The sequence below is a fragment of the Kitasatospora sp. NPDC048239 genome, from assembly GCF_043202015.1.
Taxonomy (GTDB): Bacteria; Actinomycetota; Actinomycetes; order Streptomycetales; family Streptomycetaceae; genus Kitasatospora.
The window spans coordinates 87,473-102,433 of the sequence record NZ_JBICZP010000018.1 but is presented as its reverse complement, the minus strand read 5'-3'; the positions used below and the strand labels follow the sequence as shown (position 1 = coordinate 102,433).

The window sequence follows — 14,961 nt, the reverse complement described above, 5'->3', positions numbered from 1 at the left end:
GGTCGGCGAGGCGGCTCGGGGTCGCTCTGACGGGGCGGTTCACGGCCGGAAGCGGGAGACGAAGCGGCGTTGCCAGGGTGTCTCAACGGCGCGTGGCGCGTAGTGCTCGCGGACGTAGGCGACGGCCTCGTGGTGGGGCACTCCGTCCAGCACGGCGAGGCAGGCCAGTGCCGTGCCGGTACGTCCGCGTCCGCCGGCGCAGGCGACCTCGACACGTTCGGCCTCGGCGCGTCCCCATGCCTCGCGCAGTGCGTCGGCGGTGGCGGTGCGGTCGGACGGCAACCAGAAGTCGGGCCAGCGAAGCCACCGGGTTTCCCAGGCGACGGGGGGTGGCTCGTGGCCCAGCAGATACAGAGCGAACGCCGGCGCCGGACCGGCCGGGAGCGGTCGGCTCAATGCCCGACCGCGAACGAGCCGACCCGAGGGCAGTTGCAGCACGCCCGCCATCGCGGGCTCCCAGGTCTTGACCGGTTCTGCCACCGCACCTCCACGCGCCTGATCAGATGTGTCCTGACATCCAACAGGCCTGCCGCTCCTCCGCGCCATCGGCATACCCGGTGGACCTTCGCGGTCACAGCACTACCGCGCACCACGTCGTCGGGGCCGCTCTTTGGGGCAAGGCCGTGAAGCTACGGGCTGATTGCACCGCCTCGCACTCGGCGAGGACCTCATCGACCATCTCGAACGGCACGATCTGCGTCAACTCACCCAGATGACCAGGAGCGAAGACACCTTCGGCTACCGCGATCTCGCGGCTGATGACACACTGACCGGACAGCGGAGCTCCCGTGGTGAACGACTCGTCTGAGCAGACAACGTCGTTCTACCGGGGCTCCGCTCTCCACGTCAGGTGGTCCGCCAGAACCAGCTGGTGGAACGGCCGACCTATGACCAAGCCACTCAAGCAGCACTGCCTAAACTTCTCATTGAGCCCGATCGGCCTTCCACTCCCGGGCAAGCGTCGCATAGACGTACTCGCTGCCCCAGCGCTCGTTGTCGAGGTCGTTCTCGACAAGGTGCGCCTCCCGGCGCATGCCGAGGCGCTCGCACACGCGCACCGACCCGGTGTTGAGTACGTCGAGGCGGGCGAAGAGCCGGTGGACGCCCAACTCGGCGAAAGCCAACGCGGCGGTCGCACGCGCGGCCTCGGTCGCGTAACCCCGGCCGCCGTACGCTGGGTTGAAGATCCAGCCGATCTCCACCTGGCGTGCTCGCGCGCTCGTGAGCTTCAGGACAACCTCGCCGACGACCGTTGCTTCGCCGACCGGGCAGACGGCGACCACGAGGTCGTCGCCGTCCTCGGCCCACGCCGTGCCAGCCGCGCGCCTCGTCAGGCTCTGCGCGCACCGTTCACGAGTGAGCGGCTCCCGGTAGAGGTAGCGAGCGACTTCGGGGAGGCCCTGGTACGCGTACAAGTCATCGAGGTCGTCCGGCGTGAACATACGCAGAAGGAGCCGTTCGGTGCTGAAGGGCAGCGAGAGCATGGTCATCGATCTGGTGTTTCTCCCCCCGGGGGCTACCGCGCCAGCCTGAGTGACCGGACCGCGGACCTCCCAACGACTCATCTTGGGCAACAACGCCGTTCTAACCCCCTTGCCACCAGCAGCGCAACCGTAATTTCACGGCCTTGCTCTTTGGGGTCACGCGGGGTGGGCGAGGCCGGAGCACGCACTCCACCGCTGCCCGCCGATCCGACGTGATCCGAAGGAGAGGCCCTCGTTCCGTCCGGCGGATCGCCCGGCGGATCGGGCGGCGGAGCTCAGCGCAACCAGCCAGGGGTTTCGACACCTGTGAAGGTGTTCCAGGCACGGCAGTAGTCACGAGAGCGCGGGCCTACGGCCGCCCAGACGGAGGCGAGGTCGAACCCCTTGTCCCAGGCGTTCAACAGCGCTTCAAAGAACCCGGTGGCGACGGCGTTCCCGTCCTCCTCACCACCCTTCGCCAGGGCCTCCTCCAGGAGCTGGAACAGCTGCCGGGTCTGCTCGTCGGTGAACTCGGCCGCGTGCTCGGCGAAGACGCGTCCCAGCGTGCCCAGCCGAAGCGTCAACGGTGGCACGTCGTCCCCGTCCGCCGCGACCGTCTCTGCCGCGGGACCTCGCCAGCTCTCCACATCGGCACGGTCGGCAGCCGCCAGGATGCCGTTGATGCCTATCAGTTCTTCCCACCACGACGGGGTCGCCACGTGTGACCTCTCCTATCTGCCTGTACCGAGCCCCACTATCCCCCACGAGACCGCCGGTAGTGCCTGATGGCCTGACCATGATCCGCCGGACAGGGCCCACGCGCCCGCCCCTCCAACCGGGCCCGAGCCGGCCGCGGAGCAGGAAGTCGGTCTCGCCGACTTCCTGCTCCACCGGCGGTCCGGGGGGAGCCCCGGTCCGGGCGGATCCTAGAACGCGGTGTGGGTGAGCCAGTGGTCCAGTAGGGGGCGGTCACCCGTCACTGCCACCCGGTCGTTGTCCGGTGGGAGGCGGCGGGAGAGGAGCAGCATGAGGTCCGCCACCGCTCCGGACGCCACCACGTCGGCGTCGACCGGTCCGCGCTCCCACCGCACGGCCTCGGGCGTCCTGGTGACCGTCCAGCCCTCCGCGGAGGCCGGCCGGAAGCCGAGCCGCTCGCCGTGGCCGCGCAGTTCGGCGACCGCCGGTCGGATCGCCGCGAAGGCGGGTGTGGACAGCAGGTCCAGGTGTTCGGCGATCACGTCGGCCGCGAGGTCCTCGGCGATCGCGAACGCGGTGTCCGTCGCGAGCGCCGCGTCGTAGTGGTGGACGCAGGTGTCGCTCAGCACCCTGCGCAGCCAGAAGGCCGCCGGCCGCGGCCCGATGAAGGTGGGCAGCGGGGTGTCCGCGCCGGTCCGCCGGATCGCGCCGACCAGCTCCTCCACCCCCTCGCGCAGCCACCGGGCCCACCCGCCCGGGCTGCCGGGATCGGCCTCCTGCGGGTCGGGGACGGGCAACTGCGCGCGCCTGCGGACGAGTTCGGCCGCCCACCGGTGCTCCTGGCCGACGTGTCCGACGAGGGTGCGCAGCGGCCACTGCGGGCAGGTGGGCACCCGCGTGTCCGGGGCCCTCCCGGCGACCGCGCGGCCGAACCCCTCGGTCTGCTCCCGCAGGCCCTCCACGAGCCGTGCGGTGTCCAGCGTCGACGTCATCACGAACGCTCCTCTCAGGGGGTGACGCCGGTACGGTAGAACCTCCAGTCCGGTGGAGGTTCAAGTGCCTTTGCTCGATGAGACGCTGGGGATCGGCGACCTGGCGCGACTGACCGGTGTACCGGTGCGGACCATCCGCTTCTACTGCGACGAGGGCATCGTCGACTCGGTGCGCAGCACGGGCGGGCACCGCAGGTTCGACCCGGCGGCGGTGGAGCGGCTCGGCCTGGTCAGGCGGCTGCGCGGGCTCGGGCTGGGGCTGCCCGCAGTCAGGCGGGTGCTGGACGGCGAGCGCTCCCTGGCCGAGGTGGTGGCGGCCGAGCGGGCCGCGCTCGACGTGCGGCTCGCGGACCTGTCCTGGCGGCGGGCCTCGCTGCGCGCGGTCGAGGAGGCCGGACCGGCGGACCGGGCCGGCCGGCTGGAGCTGCTGGCCGCCGTGGAGAACGGGGGCGCCGCCCGGGACGCGCTGGTCGACTTCTGGAGGCGCGCGATGGTCGCCCCGGTGCCGGAGGCGGTGTTCACCGCGCTGGTGGCGATGACCGTGCCCGAGCCGCCCGCCGACCCGACCCCGCCGCAGGTGGTCGCGTTCGCCGAGCTGTTCGCCCTGGCCGGCGACCGGACGCTGACCCGCCTCCTGCTGGCCATGGCGCGGGAGAACGCCGAACTGGTCGCCGACCAGGCCGAGCTGATGAACGGGATCGGCGAGGCGTGCGCGCTGGCCAGGCCCCTGGTGCAGGCGGGGGAGCCTCCCCGGGCGGGGCCCGCGCTCGACCGGTTCGTCGCGGCGCACGCCTCGGTGCGCGGCGGCGGCGACACCCCGCGGTTCAGGGGGCGGCTGCTGGCCCGGCTGGCCGTCGACCGCGATCCGCGGATGCGCCGCTACTGGCGGCTGGTGGCCGAGGCCGGTGGCGATCCGGCCACCCTCGGCGCGTCCCACCTGTGGCTGAGCGACGCCCTCGAACGCTCGGTAGGGCAGGGCCGGACGGCGTGATCGGGACGGTGTGATCCGGGCGGAGCGACCCGGACACCGTGTCCGGACGCCGTGACCGGGACGGCCTCAGGCCAGGGCGAGCAGGCTGACCGCCACGGCGGCGGCGCCGAGGCCGATGAGCCGGCCGCGGTGGATGCGTTCGCCGAGCACGCTGCGGGCGAGCAGCACCGTGCCGGCCGGGTAGAGGGCGGTGATCACGGCGACGACGGCGAGGTCCCCGCTGCGGGAGGCGAGCAGGAACAGCAGGTTCGCCTCGGAGTCCAGTACCCCCGCGGCGGCCGACATCGCGTACGCGGGCCGCTCGGAGCCGAGCCTGCGGTACAGCAGCCCGGCGGCCAGGTGCTTGCCCTGCCGCAGCCCCACCCTGACGGGCAGCACGGCGGAGACCAGCGCGGTCACGGGCGAGAGCACGTTCATCGGCCCGATCGCCAGGGTGCGGCATGACGGTCCACCTGCCGCCCGCCCCCGTGCTCCGGGCCTGACCCGCTCCCGTGCCCCGGGCCTGGCCCGCTCCCGCGCCCCGGGCCTGACCCGCCGTCCCCGGGGGCGGGGGCTCCCGGCCCGCCGGGTCGGCATGGTGGGGAAGCGCCGGCCACCTGCAGAGTTGAACATGTTCAAATCGTTCGCCATGATGATGCCCGGCAGGGAACGGGCCTCCGACCACCGAAGTCCCGGCCGCCCTGTGGTGCCCCGGCGCGGCCGGCGCCGGTGACCGCCCCCTGCCCCGGGGCGTCCTCCGGCCGGTCCGACCGCCCCTCGCACGCTTCCCCACCACACCACCCGACCCCGAGGAGCCGGCCGTGAGACACCTGCTGCAACGCCACCCCTTCCCGATGCGGACCCGTTTCGCGCACTCGCTGGTCCTCACCTACGCGCTGCCGCCGGAGCTGCTCGCCCCCCTGGTGCCCCCCGGGCTCGACCTGGACACCTACACCGCCCCGGACGGCACCGCACACGGATTCGTCGCCGCGGCCCTGGTGGACGTCCGCGGGCTGCGCCCGGCCGGGCTGCCCGCCCGGTTCGGCGGCGACTTCGTGCTCACCGGCTACCGGGTCTTCACCCGCTTCCCCACCCCCGGCGGGCGGACCATGCGCGGTCTGCGGATCCTCCGCAGCGACACCGACCACCGGCTGATGGCCGCCGGCGGCAACCTGTTCTCCCGCTACAACTACCGCCTCGCCCGGATCGGCACCCGGGTGGCCGGCGACCACCTGGAGTTCAAGGTGCTGAGCGGCGACGGCCGCGCCGACCTCCACGTCCGGGCGGACCTCGCGAGCGGCCCGGCCCCGCTGCCCGCCGGCAGCCCCTTCGCCGACGCGCGCGCCGCCCGCCGCTTCGCCGGTCCACTGCCCTACACCTTCGAGTACGAGCCGCAGACCCGGTCCATGATCGTGGTGAAGGCCGTCCGCACCCGGTGGGAGCCGGTGCCGGTGACGGTCGAGGTGTCCCGGCTGACGTTCTTCGACCACGGCCCGCTCGCCGGGAGCACGCCGCGGCTCGCCAACGCCTTCCACGTCGCGGACGTCGACTACGGCTGGGAGGCGGGCAGCCGCCGCGCGCTGACGGGGGCGGCCCGGTGACCGGCGCGACCGCCCGGCCGGAGCAGCGGTTCTCCGGAGTCGCCGAGGTCACCAGGTTCAACTGGCCGCTCTACGCCGCGGGGGCGCTCACCGCGGCCGCCGGCTGGGCGCTCTCCCGGCGGCTCACGGGGGCGCCCGCCGCACTCGCGCGCACCGGCGCGCTGGGCGCGGCCGGCCTGCTCGCCACCAGCACGCTCGCCACCTGGTGCGTCTACGACCGCTCCGAGCTGCGCTCCTTCGACTGGCTGCCGGACCTCCTGCCGGACGGCCCGGGCGACCACCTGGTCGTCTCCACCGGGCTCGACGAGGCGAGCGGGCCGCTGGCCGCCCGCTGGCCGGACGGCAGGCAGCTGATCGCCGACCTCTTCGACCCCGAGCGGATGACCGAGGGCTCGATCCGCCGGGCCCGCCGCCTGGTGCCGCCCGCCCCCGGCACCCGGCCGGGCCGCCCGGACGCCCTGCCCGCCGCGAGCGCGTCCGTGGACACCGTCGTCTGCCTCTTCGCCGCCCACGAGCTGCGCCGCCCCGCCGACCGGAGGGCCCTGTTCGCCGAGTGCGTGCGGGTGCTGCGCCCCGGCGGCACGCTGCTGCTGGTCGAGCACCTGCGCGACCCCGCCAACGCGGCCGTGTACGGGCCCGGCGCCTGGCACTTCCTGTCGCGCGGCACCTGGCTGGGCCACGCGGCCGAGGCCGGGCTGCGGACGGCCGGCGAACGCCGGATCGCATGCCTGGTCAGCGGGTTCGCCTTCCGAAAGGCCGCCTCGTGAACGAGCTGCTGTCGATGGAGGGGCAGCTGCGGCTGGTCGGCGCCGTCCTGGTGGGAGTCGGCCTGTTCCACGCCCTGCTGCCGAAGGTGATCGGCTGGCCCGTCGACCTGGCCGGTACGAGCCTGCTGACCCGCCAGGTCTCCTACGCCCACCTGTTCTTCATCGCGCTGACCTGCGTCCTGCTCGGGCTGCTGCCGCTCTGCCTGGCACCGGACCTGCTGGCCGGCACACCGCTCGGCACCGCGCTGCTGGCCGGGCAGGTGCTCTTCTGGGGGATCCGCTGGATCCTGGAGTTCGCCTACTTCTCGCCCGCGCTGTGGCGCGGCGACGCGCTGCGGACGGCCGGCCACATCGCGCTCTCCCTGCTGTGGACCTGGGTCACCGCGGTCTTCGCGACGGGCCTGTGGCAGGCGCTGCGGACGGGCTGAGGCGCGCGGGCCGCGCACGGCCTGCGGCGCGCCCGCCAGTCCGGGGCCACACGGCTACGCTGGTCGGTGTCCGCCGTCAGCAGTCCCCCTGGGAGGGTGAGGTCATGGCGTCCGAGCCGGAGGAGGCCCCGGGCGGTGCGCCCGCCGGCCCGCCGGACCTGAACCTGCTGCGCACCTTCCTCGCCGTCCACCGGTCCGGCTCCTTCACCGCCGCCGCCCAGCTGATCGGGCTGTCGCAGCCGACCGTCACCACGCAGATCCGGGCGCTGGAACGCCAGTTGGGCCGCGAGCTGTTCCAGCGGCTGCCGCGCGGAGTGGCCCCGGTCGCGTACGCGGACGAACTCGCCGCCCGGGTCACGGCGCCGCTGGACGCCCTCGCCGCCGTGACCGGGCGCGGGGTCGACGGGGTCGGCGGCGTGGCCGGGCCCGTGCACCTGGCCGGGCCGGCGGAGCTGCTCTGCCTGCGGGTGCTGCCCGCCCTCGCGCCACTGATCGCGGACGGGGTGCGGCTGCGGTTGACGGCCGGTCTGACCGACGCACTGCTGGAGGAGTTGCGGGCCGGCCGGCACGATCTGGTGCTCGCGACCACCCGGCCGCGCGGTCGGACGCTGTCCGCCGCGCCGCTGATGGACGAGGAGTTCGTGCTGGTCGCGGCACCCGCCTGGGCGGAGCGGATCGGTGCACCCGGGTGCGGCGCCACGGCGCTGCTGGAGTCGCTGCACGGCGTCCCGCTGGTCGTCTACGCGGAGGACCTGCCGATCGCGCGCCGCTACTGGCGGCACGTCTTCGGCCGGCGCCTCACCTGCGGGGCCGCCGTCACCGTGCCCGACCTGCGCGGCGTGCTGGCCGCCCTCACCGCGGGCGCCGGGTTCAGCGTGCTGCCCCGCTACCTCTGCACGGAGGAGCTGGCCGCCGGCGCGCTGGTGGCCCTGCACGAACCCGAGGACCCGCCGATCAACACCGGCTACCTCGTCCAGCGGCCGGGCGCCGCCGCCAACCCGCACGTGGGCCTGGTCCGGGACCGTCTGGTGGCGACGGCCCGCACCTGGTGACCGGACCGCCGGACACCGGCATGCGGCCGGACAGGCCGTAGGACCCGTCTGACGGTTCCCGCCGGGCGCGCCACGCCGGGCATCCTCCCCGCGCGCTGATCCGACGCGAATTGTCAGACACGGCCTACCGGAGGGCCGCGGTGCGGCAGGCCTCGTCGTAGCGGAGCGCGACCAGCCGGGCGAGGGCGTCGTGGGTGCCGAGCGGCGCGGAGGTCCAGCGGGCGCCGGTGCCGGCCGCGCGGCGGGCGAAGAAGCCGGGGCCCAGCAGGTGGGTGGCGACGGCGACGTCCCGGTGGCCGGCGGCGTGCAGGGCCGCGACGGCCTCGGCGGGCGTCGGCCCGGCCGCGGACAGGAAGGCCGGGACGACGGGCCGGCCGTCGCCGAGGCGGCGGGCGAGGAGATCGGCCATCCGGCGGGTGTCCGCGTTGGCGGCCGGGTCGGAGGAGCCGGCCGCGGCCAGGACCACCGGCCCCGCGCCGGGCGGCCGGCCGGACTCGGCGAGGCGGTCCGCGAGCACGGCGGCCAGCAGCGGGTGGGGGCCCAGTGCGGGGGCGAGGCGGGCCGACGCGTCCGCCTCGGTCAGCGCGGTCGGGATGTCCACCCGCAGGTGGTACCCGGCGCCGAGCAGCAGCGGTACCAGCACCACCTCCTCCCCGGCGTCGGCCGGCTCGGCCAGGGCCTGCGGCAGCGAGGGCTGCGCCAGATCGAGGAAGCAGCAGCGCACCCGCAGCTCCGGTCGCAGCGCGCGCACCCGGGCCAGCAGCGCCCCCGTCGCGGCCACCCCCTGCTGGTCCCGGCTGCCGTGGGCCACGGCGAGCAGGACGGGTCGGCGGCCGGCGGCGTACCGGTCACCGGGCGTCGGCGCGGCGCCGGTGGGACGTCCGGTGGGGCGTCCGGCGGGGTGTCCGGCGCAGACGGCGCAGGGCAGGGCGCCCCGCGGGGCACCCGTGGTGCGCACGCCGGAGTGCACCCCGGAGCGAAGAGCCGACCGGGCGGCCGGGGCGAGCCCCTCGACGGTCCGGGTGGCGAGCCCGACCGCGTCGGCGGCCATCAGCCCGCCGCCAGTCGGTAGCCGCGCTTGGGCACCGTCCGGATCAGCCGACCGTGCGGTCCGAGCGCGGCGCGCAGCCGGCCGACCGCGGCCTCGACGGCGTGCTCGTCCGCCTCCGCGTCGACCCAGACGGTGCGCAGCAGGTCCGCCCGGCTGAGCACCCGGCCCGGCTGTTCGGCGAGGGCGCGCAGCACGGCCGCGCCGCGCGGGCTGAGCCAGTGGCTCTCGCCGTCGACCAGGACGGCGTTGCCCTGCAGGGTCAGGACCGTTCCGGCCAGGGTGAGTTCGCGCCGACCGCGGGTGGGCAGGGTGTCGGCGAGCAGCCGCACCAGGGCGCCCAGCCGACCGCGTTCGGGGAACACCGCGGGCAGGCCGAGCTCGGCGAGCGGGCGCGCGCACAGCGTGCCCACGCAGACCGGCAGGACGTCGTCGCTCAGCGCGTCGAGCAGTGCCTCGCGCAGGCCCTCGGACTCGGCGGTCGCCAGCAGGGCGGTGATCGCCGGCGCACTGGTGAAGGTCAGCGCGTGGACCTGCCGCCGGACGGTCTGCTCGACCAGCCGCCGCACCGGGGCCGGGTCGTCCGGCGGGAGCCAGCGGTAGACCGGGACGGAGATGACCTCCGCGCCGCGCTCGCGCAGCGCCGCCGCGAAGGCGTCCAGGCGTATCCCGTGCTCCTGGACGGCGATCCGCCGACCGGCCAGCGGGCGGGCCAGCAGCCAGGTGAGCAGCTCGTCGGTGGCCTCGGAGCCGGGGGAGAAGCCCTCGCCGAGGCCGCTGGCGCGGACCGCGCCGGTCGCCTTGGGGCCGCGGCTGAGCACCACCGCCTGCCGGAAGGCCTCGGCGAGGGCCGCGCCCCGGCCCCAGCCGTCCGCCGCGCTCATCCAGCCGCGCCAGCCGACGCCCGTGGTGGCGACCACGTAGTCCAGCGGGGCGGCCAGACAGCGTTCGGTGGCCTGGCGCAGGGCGAGGTCGTCGGAGAGCGGCATGATGCGCAGCACGGGGGCCTCGACCACCTGGGCACCGCGCCGGCTGAGCAGGGCGGTCAGTTCGTCGCGGCGACGCGCGGCGGTCACGCCGATGGTGAAGCCGGTCAGCGGGCCGGGCTGGGTGGTTGTTGCCATGGCCGGAAGCGTGCGGCTTCGGCGTTACGGGCGCGTTGCCCATCGGTCACCTGCGGGTTAGCGAAACCGCCCTCCCTGTTACGGCCGATGTCCGGCGGCGCACTCCGGCCGGGTCGGGGAGTGAGCGAGGCGTACCGCGTGCGCAACACAAGGGACATTGTGCGGAAACGGCGGTTCGGGAAGGTCCTCGGCATGACGGCGACCGTCACGACGACCGGGACAGCGGCCAGGACGACCGCCGGGACGACGACCGCGGTGCCGGCCGGGACCACCAGGACCACCGGCACCCCCCGCATCTGACCTACCGGCACCCGGCCCCGAACCCCGGTGCCCCCGAACCGCGGTGCCCCGCACCCGATCACCGGCACCCGATCACCGGGCACCACCCAGCACTGGAGGAGCAACACGATGACGCCGTGGACGCACGACCGCCCCCGGGACCTCGTCCTCGTCGGGCACGGCATGGTAGGACAGCGCTTCCTGGAGGCGTGGGTCGAGCAGCCCGGCGCGACGGCCTGGCGGGTCACCGTCCTCGCCGAGGAGCCGCGCCCCGCCTACGACCGGGTCCACCTGAGCTCGCTGTTCGACGGCCGCACCGCCGAGGACCTGTCGCTCTGCCCGCCCGGCTTCCTCGCCGAGCACGGCATCGACCTGCGGCTCGGCGACCCGGTCACCGCCGTCGACCGCGACGCCCGCACGGTCACCACCCGCTCCGGGCACCGGCTGCGCTACGACGCGCTGGTGCTGGCCACCGGCTCGGCGCCGTTCGTGCCGCCCGTCCCCGGGCACGACGCCGACGGCTGCCACGTCTACCGCACCATCGAGGACCTGGCCGCGATCCGGGCGGACGCCGAACGGCCCGCCGGCGCACCGGAGACCGCCGACGCGGCGCAGGCCGCGACCGGCGTGGTGGTCGGCGGCGGCCTGCTCGGCCTGGAGGCCGCCGGCGCGCTGCGGGCGATGGGCCTGAACACCCACGTGGTCGAGTTCGCCCCCCGGCTGATGGCCGTCCAGGTCGACGAGGGCGGCGGCGCCCTGCTCCGCCGCAAGATCGAGGACCTCGGCGTCACCGTCCACACCGGCGCCGCCGCACAGGCCGTCGCGACCACCCCGGACGGCCGGGTCCGCGCCCTGTCCCTCGCCGGCGGCACCGAACTCCCCGCCGACCTCGTGGTGTTCTCCGCCGGCATCCGGCCGCGCGACCAGCTCGCCCGGGACTGCGGCCTGCCGGTCGGCGTCCGCGGCGGCATCGTCGTCGACGAGCGCTGCCGCACCGCCGACGAGGCGGTCCTGGCCATCGGCGAGTGCGCCCAGGCCGCCGACGGCCGGGTGTACGGACTGGTCGGCCCCGGCTACCAGATGGCCGAGACGGCCGCCCGCGAGCTCGCCGGCCAGCGCGACGACCGCGGGTTCACCGGCGCCGACACCTCCACCAAGCTCAAGCTCCTCGGCGTCGACGTGGCCAGCTTCGGCGACCCGCACGGCACCGCCGAAGGCGCCCTCGACGTGCTGTACAGCGACAACCGGCGCGGCGTGTACCGCAAGCTGGTGATCGGCTCCGACGGCGCGCTGCTCGGCGGCGTCCTGGTCGGCGACACCGACGCGTACGGCACCCTGCGCCCGCTCGCCGCGAGCGGGAAGCCGCTGACCGAGGCGCCCGAACGCCTCGTCCTGCCCGCCGGGTTCGGCGGCGGCCCGGTGGCACTGCCCGACGAGGCGGTGCTCTGCTCCTGCCACAACGTCACCCAGGGCGCCGTCCGCGCCGCCGTCCGCGACCAGGACTGCGACAGCGTCGCGGCGGTCAAGAAGTGCACCCGGGCCGGCACCGGCTGCGGCAGCTGCCTCAAGCAGCTGACCAGCGTGGTCAACGAGGAGCTGGCGGCCGGCGGGGCGGCCCCGCCCACCGGCCTGTGCGAGCACTTCTCGTACGGCCGCGCCGAGTTGTACGAGATCGTCCGGGTCACCGGCATCACCGGGTTCTCCGACCTGCTGGACCGCCACGGCCGCGGCGAGGGCTGCGACGTCTGCAAGCCGGTCGTCGCCTCGATCCTGGCGAGCCTGGGCGGCGGCCACATCCTGGACGGCGAACAGGCCGCGCTCCAGGACACCAACGACCACTTCCTGGCCAACCTGCAGCGCAACGGCTCCTATTCGGTGGTGCCGCGGATCCCCGGCGGCGAGATCACCCCCGACGGGCTGATCACGATCGGCGAGATCGCCCGCGACCACGGCCTCTACACGAAGATCACCGGCGGCCAGCGGATCGACCTGTTCGGCGCCAGCGTCGACCAGCTCCCGGTCATCTGGCAGCGGCTGGTGGACGCCGGCTTCGAGTCCGGACACGCCTACGGCAAGGCGCTGCGCACCGTGAAGTCCTGTGTCGGGGAGACCTGGTGCCGATACGGTGTGCAGGACTCCGTCGCCCTCGCGATCGAACTCGAGCTGCGCTACCGGGGCCTGCGCTCCCCGCACAAGCTCAAGTCGGCGGTCTCCGGCTGCGCCCGCGAGTGCGCCGAGGCGCAGAGCAAGGACTTCGGAGTGATCGCCACCTCCGCCGGCTGGAACCTCTACGTCGGAGGCAACGGCGGTATGACGCCCCGCCATGCCGACCTGCTCGCCGCCGACCTGGACCGGGAGACGTTGATCCGCACCATCGACCGCTACCTGATGTTCTACATCCGCACCGCCGACCGGCTGGAGCGCACCTCGGTCTGGCTGGACCGGCTCGAAGGCGGTCTGGACCACCTGCGCGCCGTGGTGCTCGACGACTCGCTCGGCATCGCCGACGAGCTGGACGCCCTGATGGAGCGCCATGTCGGCGTCTACCAGGACGAGTGGGCGGCCACCCTGGCCGACCCCGACCGGCTGCGCCGCTTCGCCTCCTTCGTCAACGCCCCCGGCACCCCCGACCCGGCCGTGACCTTCGTCCCCGAACGGGGTCAGATCCGGCCCGCCCGCCCCGGCGAGAACGGGCGCATCCTCACCGCAACCGCCCCGGTCATGGTGGCCGGGCCCCGACTGGAGGTGGTCACCTCGTGAACGTACAGATCCACGACGGCGCGCACTGGCAGCCCGTCTGCCCCCTCGAACACCTGGAACCGGGACGCGGCGTGGCCGTGCTGCTGGACGGCGAGCAGGTGGCCGTCTTCCGCGACCGGACCGGGGACCTGCACGCCGTCGCCAACCGCGACCCGTTCAGCGGCGCGTACGTCCTCTCGCGGGGGCTGCTCGGCAGCCGCGGCGACCGACCCACCCTGGTCTCCCCGATGTACAAGCAGGCCTTCGACCTGCGCGACGGGCGCTGCCTCGACGAGGACACCGCCCCCGACGGCAGCCCGGCGGTCCTGCGGCTGTGGCCCGTCCGGGTCGCCCCGGCAGGCGAGCGGGCGGCCGAGCGGGTCGTCGCCACGGCGGGTGAGCGCGGATGAACGCCGTCCTCGACACGAAGGGATCGGACACCCGGCGGCCCGGCGGCAGAGCCGGCGCCGCCCCGCTCACCCCCTGGGACCCGGAGGACGAGGACTTCTGGGAGCAGGCCGGCGCCCGGATAGCCCGGCGCAACCTGGTGTTCTCGGTGCTCTCCGAGCACATCGGCTTCTCGGTCTGGAGCCTCTGGTCGGTCCTGGTGCTCTTCCTCGGGCCGCAGTACCACATCGACACCGCCGGCAAGTTCACCCTGACCGCGCTCCCCACGGCGCTCGGCGCCCTGCTCCGGCTGCCCTACACCTTCGCGGTGACCAGGTTCGGCGGCCGGAACTGGACGGTGTTCAGCGCCCTGCTGCTGCTCGTCCCCACCGTGCTGGCCGCCGTGGTGCTCACCCCGGGGGTCTCCTACGGCACCCTGCTCGCGGTGGCCTGCGTCGCCGGCGTCGGCGGCGGCAACTTCGCCTCCTCGATGGCCAACATCAACGCCTTCTACCCGCACCGCCTCAAGGGCTGGGCACTCGGCATCAACGCCGGCGGCGGCAACCTCGGCGTCCCGGCGGTGCAGCTGCTCGGCCTGCTGGTCCTGGCCACCGCGGGCGCGGCGCACCCCCGGCTGCTGCCGCTGCTCTACCTGCCGCTGATCGTGGCGGCCGCGGCCGGCGCGTGGTGGCGGATGGACAACCTGGCGGCCCCGCCGCGCGGCGCGGGCCGGGCACTGGGCGAGGTGGTCCGGGACCGCTACAGCTGGGTGATGTCCACCCTGTACGTGGGGACCTTCGGCTCGTTCATCGGGTTCGGCTTCGCCTTCGGGCAGGTGCTCCAGGTGCAGTTCCACGACCGCTTCGACACGCCGGTGAAGGCCGCCGCGCTGACCTTCCTCGGACCGCTGCTGGGCTCGCTGGCCCGGCCGCTGGGCGGGCGGCTGGCCGACCGCTGGGGCGGGGCCCTGGTCACCCTGGTCACCTTCGTGGCGATGGGCGCCGGTACGGCCGTCGTGCTGGCGGCCTCCCGGGCCGGCTCGCTGCCGCTCTTCCTCACCGGCTTCGTGGCGCTGTTCGTGCTGAGCGGGATCGGGAACGGCTCGACGTACAAGATGATCCCGGCCCACTTCCAGGCCAAGGCGCGGGCCGCCGTCCGGGGCGGCGCCGACCAGACGGCGGCCGAGGCGGACTCGCGCCGGCGGGCGACGGCCCTGATCGGCCTGGCCGGTGCGGTGGGCGCGTTCGGCGGGGTGCTGGTCAACCTGGCGTTCCGGCAGTCCTTCCTGGCCAGCCACAACGGTGACGCCGCCTACCTCGGCTTCCTGGCGGCGTACCTGCTCTGCTCCGTGCTGACCTGGGTGGCGTGCCTGCGGCCGGGCTCGGGCTGGGCGGAGGGCCGCGGGCGGGACTGAG

At 74.8% G+C, this 14,961-nt stretch carries 14 protein-coding genes and 1 pseudogene; 8 read left to right on the top strand and 7 right to left on the bottom strand.

What is annotated here, in order from left to right; all coding sequences use genetic code 11:
- Positions 1–39: 39 nt before the first annotated feature.
- From ACGFZP_RS33995 to ACGFZP_RS33980, 4 genes are all read right to left on the bottom strand, one after another.
- The gene (locus ACGFZP_RS33995) at positions 40–447 is read right to left on the bottom strand and encodes a protein-tyrosine phosphatase family protein (RefSeq protein ID WP_392940422.1); all 408 of its coding nucleotides are present in this window, start codon (positions 445–447) and stop codon (positions 40–42) included.
- A 476-nt stretch (positions 448–923) separates the two neighbouring features.
- On the bottom strand, positions 924–1,490 hold the full coding sequence (locus tag ACGFZP_RS33990) for a GNAT family N-acetyltransferase (protein WP_053694483.1): 567 nt from the start codon (positions 1,488–1,490) through the stop codon (positions 924–926).
- 269 nt (positions 1,491–1,759) lie between these two features.
- The gene (locus tag ACGFZP_RS33985) at positions 1,760–2,182 is read right to left on the bottom strand and encodes a hypothetical protein (RefSeq protein WP_392940312.1); all 423 of its coding nucleotides are present in this window, start codon (positions 2,180–2,182) and stop codon (positions 1,760–1,762) included.
- 207 nt (positions 2,183–2,389) lie between these two features.
- Entirely contained in the window at positions 2,390–3,151 is a 762-nt protein-coding gene (locus ACGFZP_RS33980; RefSeq protein ID WP_392940310.1) for a maleylpyruvate isomerase family mycothiol-dependent enzyme, read from the bottom strand.
- A gap of 64 nt (positions 3,152–3,215) precedes the next feature.
- Here ACGFZP_RS33980 and ACGFZP_RS33975 point away from each other — a divergent pair, with 64 nt between their 5' ends.
- The gene (locus ACGFZP_RS33975) at positions 3,216–4,142 is read left to right on the top strand and encodes a MerR family transcriptional regulator (RefSeq protein WP_392940309.1); all 927 of its coding nucleotides are present in this window, start codon (positions 3,216–3,218) and stop codon (positions 4,140–4,142) included.
- A 66-nt stretch (positions 4,143–4,208) separates the two neighbouring features.
- Here the strand turns inward: ACGFZP_RS33975 and ACGFZP_RS33970 are convergent.
- A pseudogene (locus tag ACGFZP_RS33970) lies at positions 4,209–4,616 on the bottom strand (EamA family transporter); the annotation flags it as partial.
- A 326-nt stretch (positions 4,617–4,942) separates the two neighbouring features.
- Between ACGFZP_RS33970 and ACGFZP_RS33965 the strand changes: the two are divergent.
- The 4 genes from ACGFZP_RS33965 to ACGFZP_RS33950 all read left to right on the top strand — a co-directional run bounded on the left by ACGFZP_RS33965 (position 4,943) and on the right by ACGFZP_RS33950 (position 7,969).
- Complete coding sequence (locus tag ACGFZP_RS33965; RefSeq protein ID WP_392940307.1) at positions 4,943–5,722, top strand: DUF2071 domain-containing protein; 780 nt, start codon at positions 4,943–4,945, stop codon at positions 5,720–5,722.
- Complete coding sequence (locus ACGFZP_RS33960; RefSeq protein WP_392940305.1) at positions 5,719–6,489, top strand: class I SAM-dependent methyltransferase; 771 nt, start codon at positions 5,719–5,721, stop codon at positions 6,487–6,489. Before ACGFZP_RS33965 ends, ACGFZP_RS33960 begins: the two co-directional genes overlap by 4 nt.
- Complete coding sequence (locus tag ACGFZP_RS33955) at positions 6,486–6,917, top strand: hypothetical protein (protein WP_392940303.1); 432 nt, start codon at positions 6,486–6,488, stop codon at positions 6,915–6,917. Before ACGFZP_RS33960 ends, ACGFZP_RS33955 begins: the two co-directional genes overlap by 4 nt.
- 104 nt (positions 6,918–7,021) lie before the next feature.
- On the top strand, positions 7,022–7,969 hold the full coding sequence (locus tag ACGFZP_RS33950; RefSeq protein WP_392940301.1) for a LysR family transcriptional regulator: 948 nt from the start codon (positions 7,022–7,024) through the stop codon (positions 7,967–7,969).
- A gap of 124 nt (positions 7,970–8,093) precedes the next feature.
- Here the strand turns inward: ACGFZP_RS33950 and ACGFZP_RS33945 are convergent, their stop codons facing one another.
- Positions 8,094–9,020, bottom strand: coding sequence for a sirohydrochlorin chelatase (locus ACGFZP_RS33945; protein WP_392940299.1), 927 nt, complete (start codon positions 9,018–9,020; stop codon positions 8,094–8,096).
- A complete protein-coding gene (locus ACGFZP_RS33940; protein WP_392940297.1) occupies positions 9,020–10,141 on the bottom strand; it encodes a uroporphyrinogen-III synthase in 1,122 nt (373 codons plus the stop codon). The genes ACGFZP_RS33945 and ACGFZP_RS33940 overlap by 1 nt, the downstream gene beginning before the upstream one ends.
- Before the next feature lie 408 nt (positions 10,142–10,549).
- Between ACGFZP_RS33940 and nirB the strand changes: the two genes are divergently transcribed.
- The 3 genes from nirB to ACGFZP_RS33925 are packed head-to-tail and all read left to right on the top strand — an operon-like array spanning position 10,550 to position 14,960.
- Entirely contained in the window at positions 10,550–13,180 is a 2,631-nt protein-coding gene (gene nirB, locus ACGFZP_RS33935) for a nitrite reductase large subunit NirB (protein ID WP_392940296.1), read from the top strand.
- A complete protein-coding gene (nirD, locus tag ACGFZP_RS33930; protein WP_392940294.1) occupies positions 13,177–13,569 on the top strand; it encodes a nitrite reductase small subunit NirD in 393 nt (130 codons plus the stop codon). Before nirB ends, nirD begins: the two co-directional genes overlap by 4 nt.
- Positions 13,566–14,960: a nitrate/nitrite transporter gene (locus ACGFZP_RS33925; protein WP_392940293.1), complete on the top strand. Its 1,395-nt coding sequence runs from the start codon at positions 13,566–13,568 to the stop codon at positions 14,958–14,960. Before nirD ends, ACGFZP_RS33925 begins: the two co-directional genes overlap by 4 nt.
- Position 14,961 lies beyond the last annotated feature (1 nt).

What these genes read in the sequence shown, in the direction of transcription:
- ACGFZP_RS33925 (WP_392940293.1), top strand. Translation starts at nt 13,566, where the DNA reads ATGAACGCCGTCCTCGACACGAAGGGATCGGACACCCGGCGGCCCGGC.
- nirB (WP_392940296.1), top strand. Translation starts at nt 10,550, where the DNA reads ATGACGCCGTGGACGCACGACCGCCCCCGGGACCTCGTCCTCGTCGGG.
- ACGFZP_RS33980 (WP_392940310.1), bottom strand. Translation starts at nt 3,151, where the DNA reads ATGACGTCGACGCTGGACACCGCACGGCTCGTGGAGGGCCTGCGGGAG.
- ACGFZP_RS33990 (WP_053694483.1), bottom strand. Translation starts at nt 1,490, where the DNA reads ATGACCATGCTCTCGCTGCCCTTCAGCACCGAACGGCTCCTTCTGCGT.
- ACGFZP_RS33995 (WP_392940422.1), bottom strand. Translation starts at nt 447, where the DNA reads ATGGCGGGCGTGCTGCAACTGCCCTCGGGTCGGCTCGTTCGCGGTCGG.
- ACGFZP_RS33940 (WP_392940297.1), bottom strand. Translation starts at nt 10,141, where the DNA reads ATGGCAACAACCACCCAGCCCGGCCCGCTGACCGGCTTCACCATCGGC.
- ACGFZP_RS33950 (WP_392940301.1), top strand. Translation starts at nt 7,022, where the DNA reads ATGGCGTCCGAGCCGGAGGAGGCCCCGGGCGGTGCGCCCGCCGGCCCG.
- ACGFZP_RS33945 (WP_392940299.1), bottom strand. Translation starts at nt 9,020, where the DNA reads ATGGCCGCCGACGCGGTCGGGCTCGCCACCCGGACCGTCGAGGGGCTC.